This window comes from Acinetobacter sp. FDAARGOS_559 (assembly GCF_003940475.1).
GTDB lineage: Bacteria > Pseudomonadota > Gammaproteobacteria > Pseudomonadales > Moraxellaceae > Acinetobacter > Acinetobacter baumannii.
Window position 1 is genome coordinate 3,308,335 of record NZ_RKJG01000005.1, and the last position, 26,084, is coordinate 3,334,418.

23 protein-coding genes and 1 tRNA gene are annotated in these 26,084 nt (G+C 39.4%); 15 read left to right on the top strand and 9 right to left on the bottom strand.

The features are described 5' to 3' along the window. Window positions 1–62: 62 nt before the first annotated feature. From EGS71_RS17430 to EGS71_RS17440, 3 genes are all read left to right on the top strand, one after another. Entirely contained in the window at window positions 63–1,514 is a 1,452-nt protein-coding gene (locus EGS71_RS17430; protein ID WP_000096960.1) for an NAD-dependent succinate-semialdehyde dehydrogenase, read from the top strand. 47 nt (window positions 1,515–1,561) lie between these two features. Continuing rightward, window positions 1,562–2,518: a carnitine monooxygenase, reductase subunit CntB gene (gene cntB / locus EGS71_RS17435; RefSeq protein ID WP_000146428.1), complete on the top strand. Its 957-nt coding sequence runs from the start codon at window positions 1,562–1,564 to the stop codon at window positions 2,516–2,518. Window positions 2,519–2,675: 157 nt separating this feature from the next. Further along, window positions 2,676–2,752 (top strand) — tRNA-Met (locus EGS71_RS17440). 43 nt (window positions 2,753–2,795) lie between these two features. Here the strand turns inward: EGS71_RS17440 and EGS71_RS17445 are convergent. The 6 genes from EGS71_RS17445 to EGS71_RS17470 form a co-directional block, all read right to left on the bottom strand. After that, complete coding sequence (locus EGS71_RS17445) at window positions 2,796–3,824, bottom strand: hypothetical protein (RefSeq protein WP_000139302.1); 1,029 nt, start codon at window positions 3,822–3,824, stop codon at window positions 2,796–2,798. Continuing rightward, window positions 3,817–5,442, bottom strand: coding sequence for an NAD+ synthase (locus tag EGS71_RS17450; RefSeq protein ID WP_002009526.1), 1,626 nt, complete (start codon window positions 5,440–5,442; stop codon window positions 3,817–3,819). The genes EGS71_RS17445 and EGS71_RS17450 overlap by 8 nt, the downstream gene beginning before the upstream one ends. A 384-nt stretch (window positions 5,443–5,826) precedes the next feature. Beyond that, a complete protein-coding gene (locus tag EGS71_RS17455; RefSeq protein ID WP_001048355.1) occupies window positions 5,827–6,387 on the bottom strand; it encodes a hypothetical protein in 561 nt (186 codons plus the stop codon). Window positions 6,388–6,477: 90 nt separating this feature from the next. Continuing rightward, complete coding sequence (locus EGS71_RS17460) at window positions 6,478–7,338, bottom strand: pirin family protein (RefSeq protein WP_000838090.1); 861 nt, start codon at window positions 7,336–7,338, stop codon at window positions 6,478–6,480. Window positions 7,339–7,508: 170 nt separating this feature from the next. After that, window positions 7,509–7,961, bottom strand: coding sequence for a protoporphyrinogen oxidase HemJ (hemJ, locus tag EGS71_RS17465; RefSeq protein WP_000339889.1), 453 nt, complete (start codon window positions 7,959–7,961; stop codon window positions 7,509–7,511). 18 nt (window positions 7,962–7,979) lie between these two features. Continuing rightward, a complete protein-coding gene (locus EGS71_RS17470; protein WP_000832710.1) occupies window positions 7,980–9,209 on the bottom strand; it encodes a beta-ketoacyl-ACP synthase II in 1,230 nt (409 codons plus the stop codon). Between the two features lie 296 nt (window positions 9,210–9,505). Between EGS71_RS17470 and EGS71_RS17475 the strand changes: the two genes are divergently transcribed. The 8 genes from EGS71_RS17475 (at window position 9,506) to rimI (ending at window position 18,399) form a co-directional block, all read left to right on the top strand. Next, a complete protein-coding gene (locus EGS71_RS17475; RefSeq protein WP_000160015.1) occupies window positions 9,506–10,831 on the top strand; it encodes an EcsC family protein in 1,326 nt (441 codons plus the stop codon). A 200-nt stretch (window positions 10,832–11,031) separates the two neighbouring features. Then, window positions 11,032–11,406: a 30S ribosomal protein S12 gene (gene rpsL, locus EGS71_RS17480; protein ID WP_000246374.1), complete on the top strand. Its 375-nt coding sequence runs from the start codon at window positions 11,032–11,034 to the stop codon at window positions 11,404–11,406. 159 nt (window positions 11,407–11,565) lie between these two features. Continuing rightward, window positions 11,566–12,036, top strand: coding sequence for a 30S ribosomal protein S7 (gene rpsG / locus EGS71_RS17485; RefSeq protein ID WP_001138055.1), 471 nt, complete (start codon window positions 11,566–11,568; stop codon window positions 12,034–12,036). Window positions 12,037–12,214: 178 nt separating this feature from the next. Continuing rightward, window positions 12,215–14,353 carry an elongation factor G gene (fusA, locus tag EGS71_RS17490; RefSeq protein WP_000113824.1) on the top strand — a complete coding sequence of 713 codons (2,139 nt, stop codon included), beginning with the start codon at window positions 12,215–12,217 and terminating at the stop codon, window positions 14,351–14,353. A 94-nt stretch (window positions 14,354–14,447) separates the two neighbouring features. After that, window positions 14,448–15,638, top strand: a complete 1,191-nt coding sequence (tuf, locus tag EGS71_RS17495; RefSeq protein ID WP_001029610.1) for an elongation factor Tu — start codon at window positions 14,448–14,450, stop codon at window positions 15,636–15,638. Window positions 15,639–15,841: 203 nt separating this feature from the next. Next, window positions 15,842–16,723, top strand: coding sequence for a metal-dependent hydrolase (locus EGS71_RS17500; RefSeq protein ID WP_000992302.1), 882 nt, complete (start codon window positions 15,842–15,844; stop codon window positions 16,721–16,723). 236 nt (window positions 16,724–16,959) lie between these two features. Continuing rightward, window positions 16,960–17,835, top strand: coding sequence for a metal-dependent hydrolase (locus EGS71_RS17505; protein WP_000992291.1), 876 nt, complete (start codon window positions 16,960–16,962; stop codon window positions 17,833–17,835). A 108-nt stretch (window positions 17,836–17,943) separates the two neighbouring features. Further along, window positions 17,944–18,399: a ribosomal protein S18-alanine N-acetyltransferase gene (rimI, locus tag EGS71_RS17510; protein WP_000621542.1), complete on the top strand. Its 456-nt coding sequence runs from the start codon at window positions 17,944–17,946 to the stop codon at window positions 18,397–18,399. A gap of 44 nt (window positions 18,400–18,443) precedes the next feature. Here the strand turns inward: rimI and EGS71_RS17515 are convergent, their stop codons facing one another. The 3 genes from EGS71_RS17515 to trxB form a co-directional block, all read right to left on the bottom strand. Beyond that, a complete protein-coding gene (locus EGS71_RS17515; RefSeq protein WP_000844345.1) occupies window positions 18,444–19,259 on the bottom strand; it encodes an arginyltransferase in 816 nt (271 codons plus the stop codon). Between the two features lie 18 nt (window positions 19,260–19,277). Next, window positions 19,278–20,009: a leucyl/phenylalanyl-tRNA--protein transferase gene (gene aat / locus EGS71_RS17520; protein WP_000854785.1), complete on the bottom strand. Its 732-nt coding sequence runs from the start codon at window positions 20,007–20,009 to the stop codon at window positions 19,278–19,280. A gap of 120 nt (window positions 20,010–20,129) precedes the next feature. After that, on the bottom strand, window positions 20,130–21,077 hold the full coding sequence (gene trxB, locus EGS71_RS17525) for a thioredoxin-disulfide reductase (RefSeq protein WP_001276144.1): 948 nt from the start codon (window positions 21,075–21,077) through the stop codon (window positions 20,130–20,132). A gap of 269 nt (window positions 21,078–21,346) precedes the next feature. Here trxB and EGS71_RS17530 point away from each other — a divergent pair, with 269 nt between their 5' ends. From EGS71_RS17530 to tnpB, 4 genes are all read left to right on the top strand, one after another. After that, on the top strand, window positions 21,347–24,379 hold the full coding sequence (locus EGS71_RS17530; RefSeq protein ID WP_025464953.1) for a DNA translocase FtsK: 3,033 nt from the start codon (window positions 21,347–21,349) through the stop codon (window positions 24,377–24,379). 149 nt (window positions 24,380–24,528) lie between these two features. Next, entirely contained in the window at window positions 24,529–25,149 is a 621-nt protein-coding gene (gene rhtC / locus EGS71_RS17535) for a threonine export protein RhtC (RefSeq protein ID WP_000959259.1), read from the top strand. A 150-nt stretch (window positions 25,150–25,299) separates the two neighbouring features. Next, the gene (locus EGS71_RS17540; RefSeq protein ID WP_001055589.1) at window positions 25,300–25,683 is read left to right on the top strand and encodes a transposase; all 384 of its coding nucleotides are present in this window, start codon (window positions 25,300–25,302) and stop codon (window positions 25,681–25,683) included. After that, a complete protein-coding gene (tnpB, locus tag EGS71_RS17545; protein ID WP_000619347.1) occupies window positions 25,680–26,015 on the top strand; it encodes an IS66 family insertion sequence element accessory protein TnpB in 336 nt (111 codons plus the stop codon). The genes EGS71_RS17540 and tnpB overlap by 4 nt, the downstream gene beginning before the upstream one ends. Window positions 26,016–26,084 lie beyond the last annotated feature (69 nt).

Here is a 26,084-nt window from a genome sequence, read left to right on the forward strand (position 1 = left end):
ACAAAGGGATTTATTCAGGTGTAAACATGACTTACACCTGATTCTTCAGTTAGGAAGACGATATGTCGAGTTTACAAAGTACTGAACTATTTCAGCAACAAGCCTATATTAATGGGCAATGGCTAGCTGCACAGTCAAATGCCACGGTTCCGGTGAGTAACCCAGCTACAGGCGAAGAAATTGGCACAATTCCTAATATGGGAGCAGCGGAGGCAACCCAAGCAGTTGAAGCTGCCTATACGGCTTTACAAAGTTGGAAAGCTTTAACGGCCCAAAACCGTGCTGATATCTTATTGGCCTGGCATAAACTGGTTCTCGATCATACCGATGAACTTGCTTTAATCATGACCATTGAGCAAGGCAAGCCTTTAGCAGAAGCAAAAGGTGAGGTTCGCTATGCTGCATCATTTATTCAATGGTTTGCCGAAGAAGGCAAGCGTATTTATGGTGATGTGATTCCAACGGTAAATAACCAGCAGCGCTTTATTATCAGTAAAGAACCTGTGGGTGTGGTGGCTGCGATTACGCCGTGGAATTTCCCAATTGCCATGATTACCCGTAAAGCAGCGCCAGCTCTAGCAGCGGGTTGTACGGTCGTGATTAAGCCAGCCAATGAAACACCTTACTGTGCATTAGCGATTGCAAAGCTTGCAGAAAAAGCAGGTATTCCAGCTGGTGTGATTAATGTTGTTACTGGTAAATCTCAAGAAATTGGCTCGGTATTTACTTCACATGAAAAAGTGAAGAAGTTAACTTTTACTGGTTCAACGCCAGTGGGCCGTTTATTGATGCAGCAGTGTTCAAGCACCATTAAAAAATTGGCGCTTGAGTTGGGCGGAAATGCTCCTCTGATTGTGTTTGATGATGCCGATTTAGATAAAGCTGTACAAGGCGCGATTTTTGCCAAGTTCCGTAATGCAGGCCAGACCTGTGTTTGTGCTAACCGCATTTATGTACATAACAATATTTATCAAGCTTTTGCCGAGAAGTTTGTACAAGAAGTACAAAAGTTTAAAGTCGGTAATGGACTTGAAGATGGCGTACAAATTGGCCCATTAATTAATGAAAAGGCAGTTTTGAAAGCACAGCAGTTAATTGATGATGCAGTGAGCAAAGGCGCTAAGATTGCCTGTGGTGGTAAGCAGCATGCTTTAGGACAAACCTTTTATGAACCATCAGTTTTAACTAACGTTGACCGTACAATGGAAATTGTCCAAGAAGAAATTTTTGGTCCAGTTGCGCCGCTTATTCGCTTTACAGATGAAGCAGATGTGGTTGCTCAAGCAAATGACACGATCTTCGGTTTGGCAGCGTATGTTTATAGCGAAAATATTTCACGTTTATGGCGAGTGTCAGAACAGCTTGAATATGGAATGGTCGGTATGAATGCCACTGCAATTTCAAATGAAGTTGTACCATTTGGCGGTGTGAAACAATCAGGTGTTGGGCGTGAAGGCTCAAAATATGGTCTTGAAGAATTCATGACCATTAAATACATGTGTTTAGGGCTTTAAGGATAAGCCCTAACAACAAAAATATGCGGTAAAAGAAGGATTCTAATATGGCGAGTCATTATGAAATGTTCCCAGCGGTTGTTACTCGTGTGGAACAGCTAACCCCTTTAATCAAACGGTTTACGTTCAAACGTCAAGATGGGCAGAACTTTCCTCGATTTAGTGGGGGAAGCCATATTATTGTCAAAATGAATGAACAACTTTCCAATGCCTACTCATTGATGAGCTGTACGCAAGATTTATCAACTTACCAAGTCTGCGTTCGTAAGGATGTGGAAGGTAAGGGCGGATCAGTTTTCATGCATGATCAGTGCAATGAAGGCTGTGAAATCCAGATTTCAGAACCAAAAAATTTATTTCCATTAGCTGAAACAGGCAATAAACATATCTTGATAGCTGGTGGTATTGGTATTACACCATTCTTACCTCAAATGGATGAGCTGGCAGCACGTGGAGCAGAGTATGAGCTGCACTATGCTTACCGTTCACCTGAACATGCAGCTTTACTTGATGAGCTAACACAGAAACATGCAGGGCATGTATTTAGTTATGTTGACTCAGAAGGCAGCATGCTTAATTTAGACGAATTAATTTCATCGCAACCAAAAGGCACACATGTATATGTATGTGGACCTAAACCTATGATTGATGCTGTGATTGATTGTTGTAACAAGCACCGTTACCGCGATGAATACATTCATTGGGAACAATTTGCCTCAACAGTTCCTGAAGATGGTGAAGCATTTACGGTGGTACTTGCCAAATCTAATCAGGAAATTGAAGTACAAAGTAACCAGACTATTTTACAAGCCATCGAGACATTAAATATTGATGTGGAATGTCTATGCCGAGAAGGGGTTTGTGGTACATGTGAAACCGCTATCTTAGAAGGTGAAGCAGAACACTTCGATCAATACTTAAGTGATGCCGAAAAAGCTTCACAAAAGAGTATGATGATTTGTGTATCAAGAGCAAAAGGTAAAAAATTGGTATTAGATCTTTAATATATTTCTGTGGCCGATCAATTGCTTAAAGTAAGAATTTGCTAAAAAATGAACAAATGATGGTGATCTGAATCATATTTGTTCATTTGGTGGGCATAAAGAGTTTTGAAGTATTGACCTGCTATACAGAACTATAGATAATGCGCACACAGTTTACGGCTATGTAGCTCAGTTGGTTAGAGCACCGCACTCATAATGCGGGGGTCACAAGTTCAAGTCTCGTCATAGCCACCATTTTAAAAACCACGCTCCTGCGTGGTTTCTTTTTATCTATTTTTTACTCACTAAGATGTTTTTCAATTATATCGAGTGTTTTTGAGCTTTGATAAAAAGGAGCTAAGAGCGCTTGAAGTAACGGTTCCAAAATACCGTGTTCATTAAAGGCATCCATAACTTTTGGATAAAAACGTAAAGCTTCAGTTTGTAAGTCAGTTTCGGATAAACCAATTGCACTTAATACTTCAAATAAACTTTGGTCTTTATAAAAATCATAAAAAACTTCGACACCATACAAAATAAGACCTTGCATAAATTGTGACTGTCTTAATTCTTTCCAGTATTCATAAATTAAAACAAAGAACTCCTCAACATCGAGAGGAGTGAGCTGTTTCATAAACTCATAGATTTTTTTATGTCTAATATCTTCCCAGATATGACGTATTAAGCTTTCTAAATCTTCAGCCGATAAAAGGCTTAATTCTGTCAGTTGTTCATGAATAAAGCTGGCAATCCACGTTTCGAGCTTATGCTCAAGACGTTGTTGCTGTAAAAAAGAGAATTTTTTGAGTTTATGTTGCCATTCAAAATGGTAGTCATCCACTCTAGAGGCTGTTAGAAATTTAGGTAATTTTTGTTCTAAGGTTGAAGTGGCAATATATTGGCAAAGCTGTTGGACAGATGGGCTAGTTCTTAAAAACTGATTGAGATAATGTGGAATATGCTCCATTTCCAAAAACTTGAAAAGCCACATTTCAAACTGGTGATCGGATACCAAGTCTTGTAGCTGAACTGGAGATTTCATGGCAGATAAATAAATACGCTGTGCAATTTCCCCAATAAACTCAAGCAAGCCTGCACCGAGCTGCATTTCAAAAGTATAGCGTTTCACAACGGCTTGTAATTGTTCTAAATCCACAACTTCATAAAGTTTAATTTCATCGGCATGTTGCATAAAAAGCTGAATAAATTGCCGGAAATAAATAGGTGAGTTTTCTATAGATAATTGTTTTTTGAAAAATTCCACTTGCTCAAGCAAAAGTGCTTGAGCAAGTGCTGTAGTTTTTGATGAGTTTTTCTGCTCAGTCATTCGCTGTCCAACCGTTGACAATCGGATAACGTCGTTCGCGACTAAATGCACGAGAAGTAATTCTCGGGCCAATCGCACCTTGACGACGTTTATATTCATTACGATCAACTAAACGGATGACTTTTTCAACAACTTCTTTATCAAAACCTTTGGCAATAATGTCTGCCTGACCTAAATCTTCCTCAATGTATGCATAAAGGATAGCATCCAATACATCATACGCTGGTAAAGAGTCTTGGTCTTTTTGATCTGGACGCAGTTCTGCTGAAGGTGGGCGAGTAATTACACGCTCAGGAATAACCGGAGTTTCACTTAAGCTATTACGGTATTTTGCTAATTCAAACACGATTGTTTTATAAACATCTTTGAGAACAGCAAAGCCACCCACCATGTCACCGTAAAGTGTGCAATAACCAACTGAAAGTTCAGATTTATTACCTGTAGAAAGAACTAAATTACCAAACTTGTTAGATAAGCCCATAAGCAATGTGCCACGAGCGCGCGCTTGTAAATTTTCTTCAGTTGCATCGGCTGGTGAATTACCAAAGAACGGATACAAAGTTTGCATGAAGCTATTTACGATTGAATGAATTTCGGCAATACCGGAAGTCACGCCCATACGGCGAGCTTGTTCCGCTGCATCTTCTACACTAATTTGAGAAGTGTAAGTATATGGCATCATCACAGCTTGAACTCTCTCTGCACCGATTGCATCAACTGCGATAGCAAGCGTAAGGGCAGAGTCAATACCACCAGAAAGACCTAAAATTACTCCAGGAAAACCTGAGCGTTCTACATAGTCACGTGTTGCCATGACTAGACCTTGATAGATCTCTGCAAAAGTTTCTAGTGCAGGAGCAGACTCGACAACTTTATATAATTTTGTATCGCGGTCAAATTCAGCAATATAGAGATCTTCTTTAAAGCTAGGTGCTTGTAAAGCAATTTCACCATTTTGATTGCTGACAAAACTTGTACCATCAAAAATTAAATCATCTTGTCCACCAACTTGGTTAACATAAACAATATTTAAATGAAGCTGCTTTGCAAGCTCACTTAATGTCTGTTTACGATGCTGTGGTTTACCCACTTCATATGGCGATGAATTAAGCACAAGTACAGTATCAACATTTAATTGGCTTAATTGTTTTACTGTATTGATTGACCAGATATCTTCACAGATGAGTACACCAAACTTATGGCCTAAGTACTCAAATACCAAGTGCTGATGGCCTTTTTGGAAATAACGTTTTTCATCAAAAACGCCATAGTTTGGCAAGTTATGTTTATTAAAGACACCTAACACCTGACCGTCTTTCATGACAGCAGCTGAATTATAACGTTGGCCATCTTCTGTCTGGTTTACGAAGCCGAAAACCATCACAATATCTTTAACTTCACTAAGTTGAGCAAAAGCCTTTTGCATCCGCTTATTTAAATTTGGACGTAACAATAAGTCTTCAGCTGGATAACCAATCACAGAAAGCTCAGGAAAAATAATCAGGTCAGCGTCTTGTTTTTTCGCCTGATTTGCTTGCTCAATCATCTTTTGGGTGTTTGAGTCAATATTGCCAATATGCGGAGAAAACTGAGCAAGGGCAACTTTAAAACTTTTCATTCAAACCTAATCCTAGATCATAACGAATATAAATACACATATTGTTGATTTTTATGGATATAATTTTTCAACGATGTGTATAGCACGATAATAAACACGTAAAATAGTAAACAAAAATGTCAAGATCAATAATATATACCAATCACATATTTTCTGCGTAAAAATAACGAGATTTTCTGTATACAATAGAAACAAGCTTCATTATTTTTATTTTTTGTATACTGCCTTATCGCTCAAAAATTTGAAATAAGTTTTTATACTTATTTTCAATAATTTGCCATTAATAAATTCAGATCTCAACTTTATTTTTATATTTTTTGTTTATCAAATTTCTGTTGATAAGTTAGCAAAAAAGTTACGTTGAAAACAAACTGGATTATTTGGTTACAAATCAAGTCGAGGTAAACAAATGATATTTGGCAGTTTACCTGAACAGATATCTCTAGCAATTTCTCCTTGCTGCTCAATATTGTAAGAACTAAATGCTTTCTGAGGATGATAAGTATATTTATAAGGATTGTAATATTTAAAGCTCAGATAGTAGGCGGATTGTAGTAACGCACCTTTTAGTAATACATGAATACCTCGTTGGTATTGCATAACATGAGCTAGCTCATGAATAAAAATCCCTTGTATGAATTTAGACTCTAGCGCGTAATTACTGCTGTAGTCAGAAAGATTGACGTATATATTCCCATTTGGAGCCATCAAAATTCCATGCGCTTGCCACGGTAAGTAACGAGTAGCAATAATTTTAGGACGTTCACAATCTAGCAAACTCCCAAACACCCTTTGTGCTAAAGCTTTTTCTTCAGGTGTAAGAAATCGAATTGGATAGCTTTTTAAGTGACGAAATATAAAAAGGGTGAAAATAATAAATTGGCGATATATGACAAGTTTAAAAGCGTTGAGAGTGAACATAGTTTTGCTAGTAAATAAGTTCATCTATTGGTTTGTAGCATAACATACATCAACTATGTTGAAAGACAGACGCAAATAACTGTCATTTGTTTCTCATGCGGCAGTTAGCCTGTTTTACTTGGCAAATCTTCCATTTTTAATATCATCATAGGCTTGTAAAATCTCATCATAAGTATTCATTACAAATGGACCATGACCATTAATCGGTTCTGTGATGGGTTTTCCAGTCAAAATAAGTAATTTGCAGCTTTGCAGGGCAGTAATAGAGAAATGCTCTCCTTGGTTTGACATGACTGCTAGGCCTTGTTCCTCTAAAACGTCTTCATCTTTTTGAAATTGTGCCCGACCTGAACGTAAATAAACTAAAGCTGTTTCACCAGATTGAGCAGGGAAGGCGGCTTGTTGACCTGCATGGAGCTCTACATCTAATACGGTAATAGGAGTGTGAGTAAGTGCAGGGCCCATAACATGCTTAAACTGCCCTGCAATAATACGTACAAATCCAGCTTCATTTTCCAGTTTCACTATCGGTATTTCAGCTTTCTTTAAACTTTGATAGCGCGGAGAGTTCATTTTATTTGCTGCTGGTAAATTGACCCAAAGTTGAATCATTTCAAAAGGACCACCAGATCGAGAATACTCTTCACTAAACAATTCCCGATGAATCACACCAGAGGCTGCGGTCATCCATTGCACATCGCCAGCACTTATAAATCCACCTCCACCAGATGAATCTTTGTGTTCTAGTTCACCTGCATAAACAAGTGTTACCGTTTCGAATCCACGATGGGGATGATCATTAACTCCTCTACGTTTCATAGAAGGTGCAATTTTTCCGGGACCTAAATGGTCGAGTAGTAAGAAGGGTGAGAGGGTATTGCCTAACTCATGGTAGGAAAAAACAGAAAGAACTGGATAAAAATCACCGACCGCAAAGCGAGTATCGTTACGATGAATAAAAGCCAGACTTTTCATGCTTTATCCTTTCTGTTGATTGAATTTATAAAAAAGATGAGATGTTTTTATAAGAATGTATTAAGAATGGTATAAAAGTCTTTTGCTCTGAATAATAAATTATGAATAGGTTGAGTCAGTAAAATGCATAAGAGAATGAGATGAGAGTCCTAGATAATAAAAAACCCCAGTTAAAACTGAGGTTTTACAACAACTAAAATCACAACAGCAAATAAAATTAAGGTTGGCATTTCATTGAAGAAACGCCAGAACTTATGTGATTTGTAGTGAGCATTTCCAATAAGCTTTTTGCGATAGTAACCACAAACTAAATGGTAGATCACTAATAAAGCCACTAATCCAACTTTTAGATAAAACCAAGTGGCTTCATGGTAATGTCTAGTTGCATCACCCCAATCTACGAGAAAGTGAGCGGTAATTAATGTGGCAATCATAGATGGCCACATAATACCTCGATACAACTTACGTTCCATTACTTCAAAGCGTTGATGGCTGGTAGCATCATCACTCATTGCATGGTAAACATAAAGACGTGGTAGGTAGAACAAAGCAGCGAACCAACAAACCACAGCAATAATATGTAATGCTTTTACCCACAAAAAGGCATCAGAAGGTGCATCCATCGATAATCCTACGCGGGATTATGCATCCCACTTCTTGAAAATTAGGCAAGCGTTAACACCGCCAAAGCCAAAACTGTTACTCATTACAGTATTCAATTTTGTATCACGTTTTTCAAGCACAATATCAAAGCCTTCAGTACCTTCATCAAGCTCAGTCACGTTGATGTTTGGCGCGATAAAGTCATTTTGAAGCATTAATACAGAGTAAATTGCTTCATGAACACCAGCAGCACCTAAGCTGTGACCAGTCATAGATTTAGTTGAACTAAGAGGTGGAACTTTACCTTCACCGAAAGCACGTTCCATTGCTTTAAGCTCAGTCACGTCACCTGCTGGTGTAGAAGTACCATGTGTATTTACATAGTCAATTTTATCTACGCCGTGTTGTTTCGCTTCTTCAAGAGCCATCAAGATACAGCGAGTTGCACCTTCACCACTTGGAGCTACCATGTCAGCACCGTCACTGTTTGCAGCATAAGCAACAACTTCAGCAAGAATATTTGCACCACGTGCTTGAGCATGTTCAAGAGATTCAAGAACAACGAAACCGCCACCGCCAGCAATAACGAAACCGTCACGGTCTTTAGAATATGGACGAGACGCTGTTTCAGGTGTGTCGTTGTATTTAGAACACAAAGCACCCATTGCATCAAACAATAAGCTTTGAGACCAGTGATCTTCTTCACCACCACCAGCAAGCATAAGATCTTGTTTGCCTAGAGCGATAAGGTTATATGCATAACCAATTGCGTCTGCAGAAGTTGCACAAGCACTTGCAATTGAGTGAGCAATACCTTGAAGTTTAAATGCTACACCCACGTTTGCAGTGATTGTATTTGTCATGTTACGTGGAACAAAAAAAGGACCAACTTTACGAGCACCTTTAGTTTCTAAAAGCTCAGTCATTTCTACAACAGAAGCAGTTGAACCACCGCCTGAACCACCAGCAATACCATAACGTGGATTATCTGCTAAATCTTCTGCTTTTAAGCCAGCATGTTCAACAGCTGCAACAGCAGAGTTATAAGCGTACATTGCACATACGCCCATGAACCGTTTTAATTTACGATCAATATTGTCAAAATCTTGTTCTGCCGCAGCGCTGACATGACTTTTAAAATTGAGTTCAGCATAAGTTGGGTTAAAACGTGTCCCGGAGATTCCATTTTTAAGTGAATGAGTAACTTCTTCTAAAGAGTTACCGATACATGAGTTAATACCCATACCAGTGATTACAACACGTTTCATCTACAGGTCCCTTTATGGTGATATTTAAAGTCTATGATCATGAGCAGCTATTAAATGATAGGAGAATATAGCTGTAAGAACAGTAGACCCATGTTTTCGTTGCTACCATGATAGCAGAAAGGTTTTTTATTTCTTATGGCAAATCTTTATGTCAATTTTGCATTTAAAAAAAATAACCAAATACACAGTATGTTGCATTTAGGGTTAACTAAAATACACACATTCAAGTTGAGATAAATCCACATTCCACCTAGTATTTATCTCTAATTAGATAAATTAAAAAATCGAGGTACTGGATGACAAAATTTAATAATAATCAATCTGACAATTTGTTTTCTCAGGTCTTCGGAGTGGCTAAAAAGCTCAGTTCTACTGGTTTAAACATCTTGCAGCAAAGTCAAATTGGTGAGGTAAGTAAATTGGTTGAGCCACTTTCAAATGGCAAAACAGTAGAAGGTAGTGCCAGAAATAAAAGTCCGTTTGAAGTGGAGCAGTATGAAAGCCCACAACAAATGTTACGTGAACATTTACCTAAAGTTACTCGTCAGGTATTTGGACGCCATTTTAGAAAGGTCAATGGTATCGCTACATTTATTTCACCTGACTGGAATGAAAAAATATCAAGCTATTTATTTGATTGGTTGAATGACTTTAGTTCGAAAAGTACGTTAACTGAAAAAATTTTAGAAGAAGCGGGTGCTAAAGACTTATTTGAGCTTACAAAAGATACCTCACGCTCCCAACGTTTAAGTCAGGCACTTATTGAACAAAATAAATTGATTGCCAGTATTCAAGGTGCAATTACAGGCGTATCTGGAATGGTTGGAGCAGCCGTAGATATTCCAGTTTCATTAGTCCTAGTTTTGAGAACAATTTACCAAACAGGTAGATCACACGGTTTTGATTTAACTGAAGCCACTGACCAAGATGTCGTTGAATTTATTTTTAAAGAAGTTGATATCAGTCTGATTGCAGAGAAGCAGACGGTGCTTTTAGCACTTAAAGCTTTACGTAATATGTTAGAGACGCAAGATATTCAACAGTTTCAACAAGTACTTGGGTCTTCAAATGATATTGAAACTCTAAAAAGCTGGTTAGTCGATGAAAATGGTGAGTTTAAATGGAGCTGGTTAAATAAAGTTCCACAACTTGCTGCGGTGGGTAAGTTTACTCCAGTGGCAGGTGCAGTACTTAGTGCTGTTTATAGCTGGAAGTTACAAGAAGATGTAGGTCATAAAGCACAAGCTATTTTTGGTGCAGCAAGACATTATTTAAATGAGCACCCAAGTGAACATTTATCACCATTACAAGCTTACTATGCGGCGGTAACTCTAATTCAAAAAGCGAGCCCACGTCTTTTAAATGTGGGTGAAAATGGTAGTGTCCATGCTGCGCAGCATCATAAAATTGAAAATCATGATGTAATTTCAAAAGTATCTGTTGTGGTCAAATCAAATACTTCTGAAAAAAGCGAAGAAAAAGTTCAAGAAAATGTTCACCAAGGAATTGAGCATCTTGCAGAGAAACATGTAGTTGAACATGAACATAGTGAACAAAAGCCAGCATTAGAGCCTGAAAGTGAAGAAAATGATGACGTTATAGAGGGGCAAAAGTACTCTTAACAATACAATTACAAAGGTAGGGTTTGAAAACTAAATTTCACCCCTATTTAAATTTGTAAATAATCCTGTCAATCATTGATATGGTCAACATTTGGCAACTGCTGCCATGTTGACCATTTTTGCATCTTGGCTTACAATTATGTGCCCTTAAAAAGAGGTGTTTTCTTTTTAAGGTTTTTTAATAACGGGAGAATTGCCATATGGCAACAACGAATCAGTTGATCCGTAAGGGTCGTACGACTTTGGTTGAAAAATCCAAAGTTCCTGCGTTGAAGGCTTGTCCACAACGTCGTGGTGTTTGTACACGTGTTTATACAACTACACCTAAAAAACCTAACTCAGCTATGCGTAAGGTTTGCCGTGTTCGCTTAACTTCAGGTTTTGAAGTATCTAGCTACATCGGTGGTGAAGGCCATAACTTACAAGAGCACAGTGTTGTTCTTATCCGTGGTGGTCGTGTTAAAGACTTACCGGGTGTACGTTACCATACCGTTCGTGGTTCTTTAGACTGTGCTGGTGTTAAAGATCGTAACCAATCACGTTCTAAATACGGTGCTAAACGTCCTAAGAAGTAATTCTGGGAAACTAGTCCAAAAGCCCTTTAGCGTTTCGCTTGTTTGAATTCTTCATAGATTTGTAATTCAAGCGACGTATAGTAAGGCCAGCGTCGTGTACATGACACTTGTACAAACTGCTGGATCATCCTGAAGTGTCATATTATTAGGTGTATTAAAATGCCAAGACGTCGCGTAGTCGCTGCTCGTGAGATCCTTCCAGATCCTAAATTTAGCAGCCAAACAATCGCTAAATTCATGAACCACGTAATGCAAGATGGTAAAAAATCTATTGCTGAAAGTATCGTTTACGGTGCTTTAGAACGCGTTCAAGAAAAAAACAAAGTAGACCCAGTTGAATTTTTCGAGACTACTCTTGAAAAAGTTCGTCCTATGGTCGAAGTAAAAGCACGCCGTGTTGGTGGTGCTACTTATCAAGTACCTATGGAAGTACGCCCATCCCGTCGTACTGCCTTAGCAATGCGTTGGTTAGTAGATGCTGCTGCTAAGCGTTCTGAAAAAACTATGGCTTTACGTCTTGCTGGCGAGTTGCTTGATGCAGCTGAAGGCAAAGGTGCTGCGATCAAAAAACGTGAAGACGTGCACCGTATGGCAGAAGCTAACAAAGCCTTCTCTCACTACCGTTTCTAAGCGGATAAAACAGTCCCTAATCAGGAGAATACTCATGCATACAGTAGCTAGATTCAACATTGCTCTCTACCAAAGTGGGGGCTTTGCGGGTATTTAAGTTGCCCCGCTTGAGTATTCGTGCGCATCAATTTAATTGGTGCGCCCTGTTTTAAAGATAACATTTAGGAATGTAGACATCATGGCTCGCCAAACCCCAATTACTCGTTACCGTAACATCGGTATCTCTGCGCACATCGACGCAGGTAAAACAACTACAACTGAACGTATTTTGTTCTACACAGGTGTATCTCACAAAATTGGTGAAGTACACGACGGTGCAGCAACAATGGACTGGATGGAACAAGAGCAAGAGCGTGGTATTACAATTACCTCTGCTGCAACAACTTGTTTCTGGTCTGGTATGGGTAACCAATTCCCACAACACCGTATCAACGTAATTGATACACCGGGACACGTTGACTTCACAATCGAAGTTGAGCGTTCTATGCGTGTTCTTGACGGTGCTTGCATGGTTTACTGTGCAGTTGGTGGTGTACAGCCTCAGTCTGAAACTGTATGGCGTCAGGCTAACAAATATAAAGTGCCTCGTTTAGCATTCGTGAACAAGATGGACCGTACTGGTGCAAACTTCTTCCGTGTTGTTGAACAAATGAAAACACGTCTTGGTGCGAATCCTGTGCCAATCGTTGTGCCAATCGGTGCTGAAGACACATTCACTGGTGTAGTTGACCTTATCGAAATGAAGGCAATTATCTGGGATGAAGCTTCTCAAGGTATGAAGTTTGAATACGGCGAGATTCCAGCTGACCTAGTTGATACTGCTCAAGAATGGCGTACAAACATGGTTGAAGCTGCTGCTGAAGCTTCTGAAGAGTTAATGGACAAATACCTTGAAGAAGGTGATCTTTCTAAAGAAGACATCATCGCAGGTTTACGTGCTCGTACATTAGCTTCTGAAATCCAAGTAATGCTTTGTGGTTCTGCATTCAAGAACAAAGGTGTTCAACGTATGTTGGATGCTGTAATTGAATTCTTACCATCACCTACAGAAGTTAAAGCGATCGAAGGTATCCTTGACGATAAAGACGAAACTAAAGCGTCTCGTGAAGCATCTGACGAAGCTCCGTTCTCTGCGCTTGCGTTCAAAATCATGAACGACAAATTCGTAGGTAACTTAACATTCGTACGTGTTTACTCTGGTGTTCTTAAACAAGGTGATGCTGTTTATAACCCAGTTAAATCTAAGCGTGAACGTATCGGTCGTATCGTGCAAATGCACGCAAACGAACGTCAAGATATTGATGAAATCCGTGCAGGTGATATCGCAGCGTGTGTAGGTCTTAAAGACGTTACTACTGGTGATACATTATGTGATGAGAAAAACATCATTACACTTGAACGTATGGAATTCCCAGATCCAGTAATTCAGTTAGCGGTTGAACCAAAAACTAAAGCTGACCAAGAAAAAATGTCTATCGCTTTAGGCCGTTTGGCTAAAGAAGACCCTTCATTCCGTGTTCACACTGATGAAGAATCTGGTCAGACAATTATTGCTGGTATGGGTGAGCTTCACCTTGACATCATCGTTGACCGTATGAAGCGTGAATTCGGTGTTGAAGCGAATATCGGTAAACCAATGGTTGCTTATCGTGAAACGATTAAGAAAACTGTTGAGCAAGAAGGTAAATTCGTACGTCAAACAGGTGGTAAAGGTAAATTCGGTCACGTATATGTTCGTTTAGAACCGCTTGACGTTGAAGCTGCTGGTAAAGAATACGAATTCGCTGAAGAAGTTGTTGGTGGTGTAGTACCTAAAGAATTCTTCGGTGCAGTTGACAAAGGTATTCAAGAACGTATGAAGAATGGTGTCTTGGCTGGTTACCCAGTTGTAGGCGTTAAAGCTGTTCTTTTTGACGGTTCTTACCACGATGTCGACTCTGACGAATTGTCGTTCAAAATGGCTGGTTCTTACGCATTCCGTGACGGTTTCATGAAAGCAGATCCTGTTCTTCTTGAACCTATCATGAAAGTTGAAGTTGAGACTCCAGAAGACTACATGGGCGATATCATGGGTGACTTAAACCGTCGTCGTGGTATGGTTCAAGGTATGGACGATCTTCCTGGTGGAACAAAAGCAATTAAAGCAGAAGTTCCACTTGCTGAGATGTTTGGTTACGCGACTCAAATGCGTTCTATGTCTCAAGGTCGTGCGACATACTCAATGGAATTTGCTAAATATGCTGAAACTCCACGTAACGTGGCTGAAGGCATCATCGCTAAATTCCAAGCTGGCGGTAAAAAAGGTGACGACGAGTAATCTTTCGATTACTATAAGCCCTAACTAATTCTTAGTTAAAAACCAAGTGCTCATGGAGCGACCCTCCATGAGTAGTTAATAAAGGAAGATCATCATGGCTAAAGCCAAGTTTGAACGTAATAAACCACACGTAAACGTGGGTACAATCGGTCACGTTGACCATGGTAAAACAACTTTAACTGCTGCGATTGCAACAATTTGTGCAAAAACTTACGGCGGTGAAGCGAAAGATTACTCACAAATCGACTCAGCACCTGAAGAAAAAGCACGTGGTATTACAATTAATACATCACACGTAGAATACGATTCTCCAACTCGTCACTACGCACACGTTGACTGCCCAGGCCACGCCGACTACGTTAAAAACATGATCACTGGTGCTGCTCAGATGGACGGCGCGATCCTTGTATGTGCTGCAACTGACGGTCCAATGCCACAAACTCGTGAGCACATCCTTCTTTCTCGTCAGGTAGGTGTACCTTACATCATCGTATTCTTAAACAAATGCGACCTTGTTGATGACGAAGAATTACTTGAATTAGTAGAAATGGAAGTACGTGAACTTCTTTCTACTTATGACTTCCCAGGTGATGACACTCCAGTAATCCGTGGTTCAGCTCTTGCAGCGCTTAACGGTGAAGCTGGTCCTTACGGTGAAGAATCAGTTCTTGCTCTTGTAGCAGCACTTGACTCTTACATCCCAGAGCCAGAGCGTGCAATCGACAAAGCATTCTTGATGCCAATCGAAGACGTATTCTCAATTTCTGGTCGTGGTACAGTAGTAACTGGCCGTGTTGAAGCTGGTATCATCAAAGTTGGTGAAGAAGTAGAGATCGTTGGTATTAAAGATACAGTTAAAACAACTGTAACTGGCGTAGAAATGTTCCGTAAACTTCTTGACGAAGGCCGTGCAGGTGAGAACTGTGGTATCTTACTTCGTGGTACTAAGCGTGAAGAAGTACAACGTGGTCAAGTACTTGCTAAACCAGGTACAATCAAGCCGCACACTAAATTCGACGCAGAAGTATACGTACTTTCTAAAGAAGAAGGTGGTCGTCACACTCCATTCTTAAATGGTTACCGTCCACAGTTCTATTTCCGTACAACTGACGTAACTGGTGCGATCCAGTTGAAAGAAGGCGTTGAAATGGTAATGCCAGGTGACAACGTTGAAATGTCAGTAGAATTAATCCACCCAATCGCAATGGACCCAGGTCTACGTTTTGCGATCCGTGAAGGTGGTCGTACTGTAGGTGCTGGTGTTGTTGCTAAAGTAACTGCATAATCACTTTTCAGTGAAAAAAGCGCTCCTTTTGGGGCGCTTTTTTTATATCTAATTGTTAGACAATTCAGTTGAAAGCTGGCCTTAACTGATACTTCAATGTCCCTATTTGCACTTAAGCCTTTTTATTAAGTTTGTATGATAAGAACCAAGAAAACGAACAATAAAGTTTAAGTAACTTAGGTTACTGGTAAGGAGCTTTCAATATGAATGCTAAAGTGAATATCACAAATCGTGCAGGGGCAAGCTTTCCTGTACGTCGTATGAACTTTGATTTTAATGATGTGCCAGAATACTGGATGAATGGTTCCGCTGGACTTACACATTTTATGACAGCGTTATCAGCGCTATTTCCAGCTGGTGAAAAGTTCTTTATTGATAGTGTACGTGCTGTGCGTTATCACCCAGCAATTAAAGACAATGAAGAGCTACAAAAAGAAATTAGTGCTTTCATTGGTCAAGAGGCGATGCATACTCAAGAGCATGTAAACTTTAATGCTTCTGCCCAAAAATTTGGTCATGATGTTGAAACTTTAGAAAAGTTCACCGATACGGCTATTCAAACTGCTCGTAAAACTTTTGCAAAGCTCGTAAAACCATTTGGTATGACGCAAGAAATGGTGGACCTGACTGCTACTACTGCCCTTGAACATTTTACTGCAACCATTGCATCTCAGCTTTTAGTTAATACCCACATTCAAGAGTTGATGACAGATAAAACGATGTCAACCATGTGGTATTGGCACGCAATAGAAGAAAATGAACATAAAGCAGTTGCATTTGATGTGTATGAAGGTGTCTTTGGTAAAGGTGTAAAAGCTTATGCTTTACGCACAAGTTCACTTGTTTTCGCAATGGCTCTTATTTTCGCAATTCAATCTTCGTTTGTGGTTCGTCTTTTAAAGCAAGACCATAAATTAAACTTAGATGAGTTATTAGTAATTTATAAATATGGTTATAGCCCGTCGAAAGGCATTATTACGGGTATGGCTAAAGAGATGTTGGCTTATTTTAAGCCAGGTTTTCATCCCAATGATTTAGATACGGTTAGCTTGTTAAAAACTTGGAAATCTAAACTTGGACTTTAAGCTGAAAGTAAGTGAAAAGGGCTGTTAGCAGTCCTTTTTTATTGTCTATAAATTATGAACCACTTTTAAAAGATATTTGTTAATTTTGCCCTAGTATGAGGCTATTGATGACCTCATCTGATAATTTGCTGGCCTCATCTGCACTTAAATAGCGCCTTTAAAGGCGTATTATTATAAATATTAAGAAAATAAATAAGGATATAAGTGAATTTTCGATTCGCTTAAAGGAGTCTGACATGAATGCTAAAGTAAATATTTCTAATCGTGCCGGAGCAAGTTTCCCTGTGCGTCGTATGGACTTTGAGTTTGCTCAAGTTCCACGCTATTGGGCAAATTACGATGCAGGATTAACTCATTTTATGACAGCATTATCGGCTCTTTTTCCGGAAGGAGAGCAGTTCTTTGTAAACAGTACTCGTGCTGTGCGAAACGATCCTAAACTGGCTGATCCAGCACTTCAAAAAGAAATAAGTGCTTTTATTGGCCAAGAAGCTATGCATTCTAAAGAGCATCTTGCATTTAATGCTTCTGCGCAGGCGTATGGATATGATGTTCGTAAAATGGAAAAACAGACAGGTAAAGTTATTAAAGTAGGTACTGCGGTTGTAACCAAGCTAATGAAACCTTTTGGTTATACAAAAGAAATGATTGATTTAACAGGTACCTGTGCTTTAGAACATTTTACCTCAACTATTGCGGCTGAGCTTTTACAAAACCCTGAAATTCAAGCCATGTTCCAAGATGACACTATGTATCACTTATGGATGTGGCATGCGGTAGAAGAAAATGAACACAAAGCTGTAGCGTTTGATGTCTATACCAATATGTATGGGCAGGGGCCAAAAGCTTATTTTATGCGTTCAACTGCTTTAATCATTGCAATGGCCTTAATCTTTGCTACTCAGTCTTATTTTACTGCTAAGTTACTTAAGACTGATGATAAATTAACATGGAAAGATACCAAATACATGCTTAAATTCATGTATGGCCGTAAAGGTTTTATGACTCGTCAAATTCCAGAATTATTAGATTTCTTAAGACCAAAATTCCATCCAAATGATTCGGATACGACAGCTTTATTGGCCACTTGGCGTGAAAAATTAGGTCTTTAAAAAACTGATTGGAAAAGAGCAATTTAATTGCTCTTTTTTTTTACTCGTTTTTTCTATTTAAGTTTCTATAATACGTTTACTTTGAAATCTAAAAATGTGTTGAAACTCATGATTCGTACTATGCAAGCCTCAGATATTGATAGTGTTGCTCAAATTGAGAAGCTTGTTCAAACACACCCATGGTCTAGGCAGCAATTTGTAGAATCTTTAAATTCTTACCAATGTACGGTAATAGAATTAAATAATAAGGTGGTTGGTTTTTGTATTTTACAACCTGTATTAGATGAAGCGAATTTATTGCTCATGGCAATTGATCCTCAAATGCAAGGTAAAGGATTAGGATATCAGTTGTTAGATGCGTCGATTGAGCGTTTAGAAAATCACCCCGTACAAATTTTTCTAGAGGTACGTGAAAGTAATAAGGCCGCTATTGGTTTATACGAAAAAGCAGGGTTTCACCAAATTGATGTGCGTCGTAACTATTATCCAACCCAAGAGGGTGGACGTGAAAATGCCATTATTATGGTAAAAAGCTGTACTGATGATTTTGCTTCTTTATTCTAAGAATGCCTGTCTTGTTGCTGTTTGAACAACAAGACAGAAGCAGGTTATTTAATAATTAAATTATTCCATTCAGAAGGTAATGTGGTCATGAGGGAATTACCCAATTGATTGATCTCTTCTGGTGATAATGACCTATTTAAGCGGCGCCATTGCCCATCTAGTAAAAGTTCTAGCGGTGTATATTGAGATTTATAGTTCATTTTAGCTGAGTGGGGAACCCAATAACCTAAGTAGACATATTCTAAACCGAGTGTTTTTACATATTCGATTTGATTCAGAATTGAATAAACGCCTAAAGATCTACGGTGTTCATCTGGGTCAAAGAACGTATAGACGGCAGATAACCCATCATCCATTAAATCACAAGTCGAAACGCTAATAAGACGATTGTCTTTCCATAGTTCTAAGAAGAAACTATCTGTACAGCTATGGACCAAGAATTTTTCAAATTGATCTAAACTTGGCGGAAACATATCACCATCGGCATGGCGCTCGTTAATGTAACGTTCATATAGATCATAATGAATTTGTGAGGCTTGCCGTGTTGGTAGAACAGTCATGGTGAGATCTTGATTTCGCTTCCATGCTTTTTTTTGCATGCTGTTCATTTGGAAATCGGTAACAGGTACACGACAAGATAAACACTGCCTGCATAAATGACATTCAGGACGGTATACAAAGTCGCCACTACGACGAAAACCTAATCGCGATAATTCAGAAAGCGTCACCACATCAATCCGATGAATCGGGTCTAAAAAGACCATGCGTGCTGATTTATTTTCTAAATAGCTGCAATCATGAGGTGGAGTAATATAATATTGCAGATCATTTAAAAGGGACTTCGGGTGATATGATTTCATGATTGGTCCCTCCTGTTATCATTCCATTAATTTTGCATTTAATGCTATTGTTTTACTTGAAAATACACGTTCTTGATACTTTTTCCAATTGATAGAGGGGTGAATAATTACATCTTGTAACGATTTAAGATATTCTTGCCGAGAAAGTGTACAAGCCCCAAGACTAATTAAGTGACTATTTACAAGTTGACAGTCAACCCAAGGAAGCTGATTTTCTTGACCAATTAACATTAACGTATAAAAAGCCATTTTAGAAACATCGGTTTGGGTACTAAACATAGACTCGCCAAAACAACCTTTACCGATCGTTACCCCATATAAACCACCTACCAGCTGCTCTTCTTGCCAGACTTCTACGCTATAGCCATAACCGGCATCAAACATTCCACAATAGCCTTCAATAATATCTTCACTAATCCATGTTTCATTAGCATAGCTTCGAGGTAGTGAACATGAGCGAATGACTTGCTCAAAAGCACGATTTACCGTAATGGTGTAATCATATTTTTTCATGTTCCGAATAAGCGATTTACTCGGTTTATAGTTTTGAGGATAAATGATACAGCGTGGTTCAGGGCTCCACCAACAAATGGGTTCATCTTCATTAAACCATGGGAAAAGCCCATGTGTATACGCTTCATAGAGTGTGGAAGGGGAGAGGTCAGCGCCTATACAAATTAAACCATGACCATCTGGATCTGATTCCTCCGGATCTGGGAAAATATACTGAGATAGAGGCAGTGTTTTCATAAAACTAAAATAATATGTGCTTTAGGACTATGCTATAAAAATTAATACAGGGCAGCCAGTAATTATTATAAATTCCAAAAAAACAGCCGTTATAAAACGGCTGTTTTGAAATATCTAAACTTAAAGGTTGTCTAGATATTTTTCGGCATCTAGTGCAGCCATACAGCCTGAACCCGCCGAAGTAATCGCTTGACGATAGATACTATCAGCAACATCACCAGCAGCAAAAACGCCTGCTACAGAAGTCGCTGTTGCGTTACCTGAAGTACCACTTTGTACTTGGATATAGCCATCACGTAAGTTTAGCTGACCTTCAAACATAGAGGTATTTGGTTTATGGCCAATTGCAATGAATAAGCCTTGAACTTGTACTTCTTGTTTGCTGTCATCTTTCGTAGATTTTAAGCGAACACCTGTTACGCCAGTATTGTCACCAAGAACTTCTTCAACTTCATGGTTCCAAACGATACTGATTTTGCCTTCTTTTTCTTTAGCAAATAAGTGATCTTGTAAAATCTTCTCAGAGCGTAAAGAATCACGGCGGTGTACAAGTGTCACATGTTCAGCAATATTTGATAAATAAAGTGCTTCTTCAACAGCAGTATTACCACCACCCACAACCATCACATTTTGGTTCTTGTAGAAGAAGCCATCACATGTTGCACATGCGCTCACGCCTTGACCCATAAATTTTTGTTCAGACTCTAAGCCAAGATATTGAGCTGTCGCACCAGTTGCAATAATTAAAGCATCACAAGTGTACTCATCCATGTCACCTTTAAGAACAAAAGGACGTACATTTAAGTCCACTTCATTAATATGATCATAGACAAGTTCGGTACCAAAGCGTTCAGCATGTGCTTGCATACGGTCCATTAGGACAGGACCAGTCAAACCTTCAGGATCGCCCGGCCAGTTGTCAACTTCGGTTGTTGTTGTAAGTTGGCCGCCAAGCTGTAAACCTGCAATAAGTGTTGGTTTAAGATTTGCACGTGCTGCATAAACAGCTGCACTATAACCCGCAGGGCCAGAACCGAGAATAATTAACCGAGAATGACGAGCACTCATTGAGGGTATCCTTATTTATTTCGAGAATTTTGAAAATTATACGTGAAATTGCCGACCAATAGCGTTAAATCAATGTGGATAATATTGATCAGGTCAATCGAATTAAGTTATATAACAATATAGAAGAGCCTTATGTTAACAACAACTGTAAAGAATCATGCACCTTTTTTGTAAGAACAGGTGCATAATATAAAGTTCAATCGTTGAAGATCTGAAATGTAGGTCTTCACATCTCTAAACCAATAATTAAATGGGTTACAGGACAGTATATGACTGCGGTGTCAAGTGTTTATGCACAGCGCTTATTGATGACATTATTCTTGGTCTCTTTTGGGATTTATATGTTTCTGGCGACAGTAACATATACACCATTTGATCCGGGCTGGATGCATATTTCAAGTGATACTCAGCAAGTATCCAATGCAAGTGGTATTGCCGGTGCATGGATTGCAGATTTGCTGTTTGGCTTTTTAGGTTGGGCAAGTTTACTTATTCCAATCTTCCTATTTGTTGAAGCGATTCAAGTCTGGTGGCCACATAGTTTTCTAAACCGCCCATTCCGTTATGCTGCGCAGTTCTTCTTAATTCTTGTTGTTTCGAGTTTGCTTTACCTTCACTGGAATGTACCTGCAGATACTTTAGATAATGCCGCAGGTGGGATTATTGGTTATGAGTTGGGGCAAAGCTTATCTCAACTGTTAACAATTTATGGTGCGACATTATTTCTACTTGTTTTCGGAGTGGTATTGTTCACTTTGGCATTTGGGGTGCAGTGGAGCAAAACATGGGTTACGCTCAAAGCAATGCCTGGTTATTTACAAGATTTATTCTATAAAAATGTATCTCCTAACGAATCTGCTTATGACTTAACCACACAGCCTGCGAATAAAGCAGCAACGGTAAAAGTTGCAGAGATGCCTAAAGCAGAAGAAGTTACGGATGAAGTAGAGCTAAATGCCCAATCAGAAAAAGCTCAAAGCAAAGCGAGCTCTACACGACATGATGAAATAGCAGAGCGTTTATTTGCCGACGTTTTAGCTAAAGAACAAAGTCAACCTGAAACAATTGAAGAAAAACCAACTCCTCAGCCAGAAAACTTTGAGCGTACACTTGAGCAAGCCCAACAACTTAAAAAAGACAGTGAGCGTTTAGTGGCTACGGGGGAGGTTTGGCGTGCTTTACAGCGTGATGATGTAAGCCATAAACAAGAAATTGATGCGCTGTTACGAGCTGCTGATGATTCAAGTGAACAGCCTACGACTCATGAGCAATTTCAGCAAACAGTTTATCAGGCTAAACAAAATCAACTATCGAATACTCATCAAGGTTTAGATTGGAATGATGATGAGATTTTTGATGAACTACTTGCTGCAGTTCCAAATAGTAAAACAGCAACTGACGTGCATACGCCATTTGTTCAAGATCATCATGTTGAACCAGAAGTTACGCCGCAAGCTCCTCAAACATTAGTTGAATCATCTGTACCTATATCGAATTTAAATCAGTCACCTAAAAATTTATCGAATGAAGAAGTCTTTGATGATTTTGATGACCTATTGATTGATGAGGATATCCCGCCAGCAACTCAACCGATCAAGGCAAGTAGCTATGCGCAATCTTCGGCTTTTGTAAAAGCGCCTATTCAAACTACGATTGGTGTAGAGAAGCTGTCAAAAGAAGAATTTATTGAAGCTTGGCAGGAAACTGCTGGAAAGCCTCAGGATGACCTTGAGGATGAGTTTGATTTTGATGCGCCTCTAACAGATGCATCAGGTCGACCAATGTCTCGTGCCATGCAAGTGGCCAAAAAACGTTTAGATTTACCAACATTACCGGGCTTTGAATTGCTTGATAAGGTTGACCCAAATAAGAAAGTTAACTTTACCGAGGAACAGCTTTCTCGTTTGTCTGAGTTACTTGAGATCAAGTTACAAGAGTTTAATGTGAAGGCTCAGGTGGTTGAAGCTCAGCCAGGTCCAGTTGTTACACGTTTTGAATTAGATTTAGCACCGGGTGTGAAAGCATCTAAAGTGACTAATATTTCCCGTGACTTGGCACGTTCAATGTCTATGGCTTCTGTACGTGTAGTAGAGGTTATTCCGGGTAAACCATATATTGGTATTGAAGTTCCAAATAGTGCTCGTGAAATGGTACGTTTGATTGAATTATTGGAAACACCAGCATATCGTGACCCAAGTGCTCTCATTAGTATGGCAATGGGTAAAGATATTTCAGGTAATCCGGTACTAACAGACTTGGCAAAAGCACCGCATATGTTGGTTGCGGGTACTACAGGTTCTGGTAAATCTGTTGCCGTTAACTCGATGATCTTATCGATGTTACTCAAATATACCCCTGACCAATTGCGTCTGATTTTAATTGATCCGAAACAGCTTGAATTAGCCAACTACAACGATATTCCGCATTTATTAACGCCTGTAGTCACTGACATGAAAGATGCAGTGAGTGCATTAAACTGGTGTGTAAATGAAATGGAACGCCGTTATAAGCTTATGTCGTTCCTTAAAATTCGTAAGTTAAGTGACTACAACCGAAAAGTTGAAGAAGCGCTTGCAAATGGAGAAGACTTGATTGATCCAACATGGAAACCAAGTGATTCAGCGACACAAGAGCGTGCGCCTCGTTTAACGCCATTACCATCAATTGTGATTGTGGCAGATGAGTTCGCTGATATGATCATGCAAGTTGGTAAGAAAGCAGAAGAAATGATTACGCGTTTGGCGCAAAAATCTCGTGCTGCTGGTATTCACTTATTGCTTGCAACTCAACGTCCATCGGTAGATGTCATTACAGGTCTTATTAAAGCCAATATTCCAACGCGTGTAGCTTTACGTGTAAACAGTAAAATTGACTCACGTACTATTTTGGATGCAGGTGGTGCAGAAGACTTGTTAGGCCACGGTGATATGCTGTTCTTAGGACCTGGTAAGATTGAGCCAGAACGTGTGCATGGTGCATTTATTAGTGATGATGAAGTTAACCGTATTTGTGATGCATGGCGTGAACGTGGCGAACCAGACTACGTAGATGAGATCTTAACTCCATTTGATGAGGAGCCTGCTTCGCGTGGCTTTGAAGAAGGTGATGGTGGTTCAGACCGTGATGCACTTTATGATCAATGTGTATCGTTTGTTTTAGAAACTCGAAAAGCTTCTACATCTTCATTACAGCGTAAGTTTAGCCTTGGTTATAACCGTGCCGCTCGTATCATTGATCAAATGGAAGAGAATGGTATTGTGAGTGCTATGGGGGCCAACGGTAAGCGCGATATTTTAGTTTAATATCTATAGTTAAAATTAAGCCTCTTCGGAGGCTTTTTTTATGGTTAAAAATAATAATTACTACGGGTAGTTTGAGATTTTATCAAATAGTAAAAAATGCTAATGTGTGCTTCTCAATAAATAACAATGAAACAAATCAGGAGGACAACATGTTAGTCGCGTTAATTACGTTAGCTTTTATTCATTTTTGTGCGCTTATTACTCCAGGGCCTGATTTTTTTCTGGTATCACAGACTGCAGTGAGCCGATCTCGTAAAGAAGCAATGCTGGTTGTTGCAGGGATAACAGCGGGTGTTATGTTTTGGGCTTCTTTAGCATTGATGGGCTTAAATATTATTTTTGAGAAAATGGCTTGGTTAAAGCAAGGTTTACTTATTGCAGGCGGTTTATATCTATGCTGGTTAGGATACCAAATGTTGCGTTCGGCATTTTCAAAAAATCAGCAGGAAGAGGTGACAACTGTTGAATTACCGAAAGCGCCGTATTTATTTTTTATGAAGGGATTACTCACCAATTTATCGAACCCTAAAGCTGTGATCTATTTTGGTAGTGTATTCTCTTTATTTTTAGCAAATCCTCAGCTTGATCAAGTCCATTGGCTGCTTTTTATTATTGTGTCGGTTGAAACAATTTTATGGTTCTGCTTTGTGACTTTTATTTTTTCATTACCGAGCTTTAGAGCCGCTTACCGTAATTTTTCAAAATGGATTGATGGTATTTCAGGTGGTATTTTTACCGTTTTCGGTATTTTCCTGATTGGAAACCGATAAATCCAGATAATAAAAAAGCCTCTTAAAGAGGCTTTTTTAATTACTAACTTTTAGATCACTTATAGTAAGCATCCGGCTAACACAGCCTTACCAAGCGGTCCTATAAGCCTTAATTTAGTTCCCACCTAAAAACAAGTGGGGACTTAATCCATGAACATGGATATATATTCAGCAACACCTCCTGTTGCTAAAAAACGCAGAACATACAGCAAAGAATTCAAACTCAGTATTGTCAATGCCTGTAAAAATCCTAATACCTCGATCGCTTCGGTCGCACTGCAACATAGTATTAATGCCAACCTTGTCAGTCGTTGGATCAGGATCTTCAGCCATCATGAGGGTGCCGTGCAGGATCCTACTCATGTGAATCCAGCATTTATTGCTTTGCCTTACACTGCTGCAATCAGCCAACCTATTGATGAGAGGATCACGTTGTGTATCACCGTGCCTCATACGAATAATGATATTCAGCTAAAATGGCAGACATCAGAAATACCTGCCTTGGCAGAATTACTCAAGGCACTGGCAACATGATCCGTATCAATGAAATTTGGCTCTCTACCCAGCCCATGGATATGCGAGCAGGAATGGATACTGTCATGGCTCAGGTGGTGAGAGCCTTTGGCTACATCAAACCGCATTGCGCCTACCTGTTCTGTAATAAACGTGGTCATCGTATGAAAGTGTTGGTACATGATGGACTGGGCATCTGGCTGTGTGCCCGGCGTTTGGAACAGGGTAAATTTCACTGGGCTCAAGTTCACCAAGGTGAAACCGTGGCCCTCAGCCCGGAACAGTTACAGGCATTAATCCAAGGTTTGCCCTGGCAGAGAATTGGATTGCAGCAAGTGGTGAATATGCTCTAAACCAAGCTCGACCATTCTGCCATCCTCCAAACGTTCTATTTCATTCTCTTCATGACCTCAGGCATACTG

What these genes read in the sequence shown, in the direction of transcription:
- EGS71_RS17505 (WP_000992291.1), top strand. Translation starts at nt 16,960, where the DNA reads ATGAATGCTAAAGTAAATATTTCTAATCGTGCCGGAGCAAGTTTCCCT.
- hemJ (WP_000339889.1), bottom strand. Translation starts at nt 7,961, where the DNA reads ATGGATGCACCTTCTGATGCCTTTTTGTGGGTAAAAGCATTACATATT.
- trxB (WP_001276144.1), bottom strand. Translation starts at nt 21,077, where the DNA reads ATGAGTGCTCGTCATTCTCGGTTAATTATTCTCGGTTCTGGCCCTGCG.
- rpsL (WP_000246374.1), top strand. Translation starts at nt 11,032, where the DNA reads ATGGCAACAACGAATCAGTTGATCCGTAAGGGTCGTACGACTTTGGTT.
- EGS71_RS17515 (WP_000844345.1), bottom strand. Translation starts at nt 19,259, where the DNA reads ATGAAATCATATCACCCGAAGTCCCTTTTAAATGATCTGCAATATTAT.
- EGS71_RS17470 (WP_000832710.1), bottom strand. Translation starts at nt 9,209, where the DNA reads ATGAAACGTGTTGTAATCACTGGTATGGGTATTAACTCATGTATCGGT.
- EGS71_RS17475 (WP_000160015.1), top strand. Translation starts at nt 9,506, where the DNA reads ATGACAAAATTTAATAATAATCAATCTGACAATTTGTTTTCTCAGGTC.
- EGS71_RS17445 (WP_000139302.1), bottom strand. Translation starts at nt 3,824, where the DNA reads ATGACTGAGCAGAAAAACTCATCAAAAACTACAGCACTTGCTCAAGCA.
- EGS71_RS17430 (WP_000096960.1), top strand. Translation starts at nt 63, where the DNA reads ATGTCGAGTTTACAAAGTACTGAACTATTTCAGCAACAAGCCTATATT.
- fusA (WP_000113824.1), top strand. Translation starts at nt 12,215, where the DNA reads ATGGCTCGCCAAACCCCAATTACTCGTTACCGTAACATCGGTATCTCT.
- EGS71_RS17450 (WP_002009526.1), bottom strand. Translation starts at nt 5,442, where the DNA reads ATGAAAAGTTTTAAAGTTGCCCTTGCTCAGTTTTCTCCGCATATTGGC.
- EGS71_RS17500 (WP_000992302.1), top strand. Translation starts at nt 15,842, where the DNA reads ATGAATGCTAAAGTGAATATCACAAATCGTGCAGGGGCAAGCTTTCCT.
- rpsG (WP_001138055.1), top strand. Translation starts at nt 11,566, where the DNA reads ATGCCAAGACGTCGCGTAGTCGCTGCTCGTGAGATCCTTCCAGATCCT.
- EGS71_RS17460 (WP_000838090.1), bottom strand. Translation starts at nt 7,338, where the DNA reads ATGAAAAGTCTGGCTTTTATTCATCGTAACGATACTCGCTTTGCGGTC.
- rhtC (WP_000959259.1), top strand. Translation starts at nt 24,529, where the DNA reads ATGTTAGTCGCGTTAATTACGTTAGCTTTTATTCATTTTTGTGCGCTT.
- tnpB (WP_000619347.1), top strand. Translation starts at nt 25,680, where the DNA reads ATGATCCGTATCAATGAAATTTGGCTCTCTACCCAGCCCATGGATATG.
- EGS71_RS17540 (WP_001055589.1), top strand. Translation starts at nt 25,300, where the DNA reads ATGAACATGGATATATATTCAGCAACACCTCCTGTTGCTAAAAAACGC.
- EGS71_RS17455 (WP_001048355.1), bottom strand. Translation starts at nt 6,387, where the DNA reads ATGAACTTATTTACTAGCAAAACTATGTTCACTCTCAACGCTTTTAAA.
- aat (WP_000854785.1), bottom strand. Translation starts at nt 20,009, where the DNA reads ATGAAAACACTGCCTCTATCTCAGTATATTTTCCCAGATCCGGAGGAA.
- tuf (WP_001029610.1), top strand. Translation starts at nt 14,448, where the DNA reads ATGGCTAAAGCCAAGTTTGAACGTAATAAACCACACGTAAACGTGGGT.
- cntB (WP_000146428.1), top strand. Translation starts at nt 1,562, where the DNA reads ATGGCGAGTCATTATGAAATGTTCCCAGCGGTTGTTACTCGTGTGGAA.
- EGS71_RS17530 (WP_025464953.1), top strand. Translation starts at nt 21,347, where the DNA reads ATGACTGCGGTGTCAAGTGTTTATGCACAGCGCTTATTGATGACATTA.
- rimI (WP_000621542.1), top strand. Translation starts at nt 17,944, where the DNA reads ATGATTCGTACTATGCAAGCCTCAGATATTGATAGTGTTGCTCAAATT.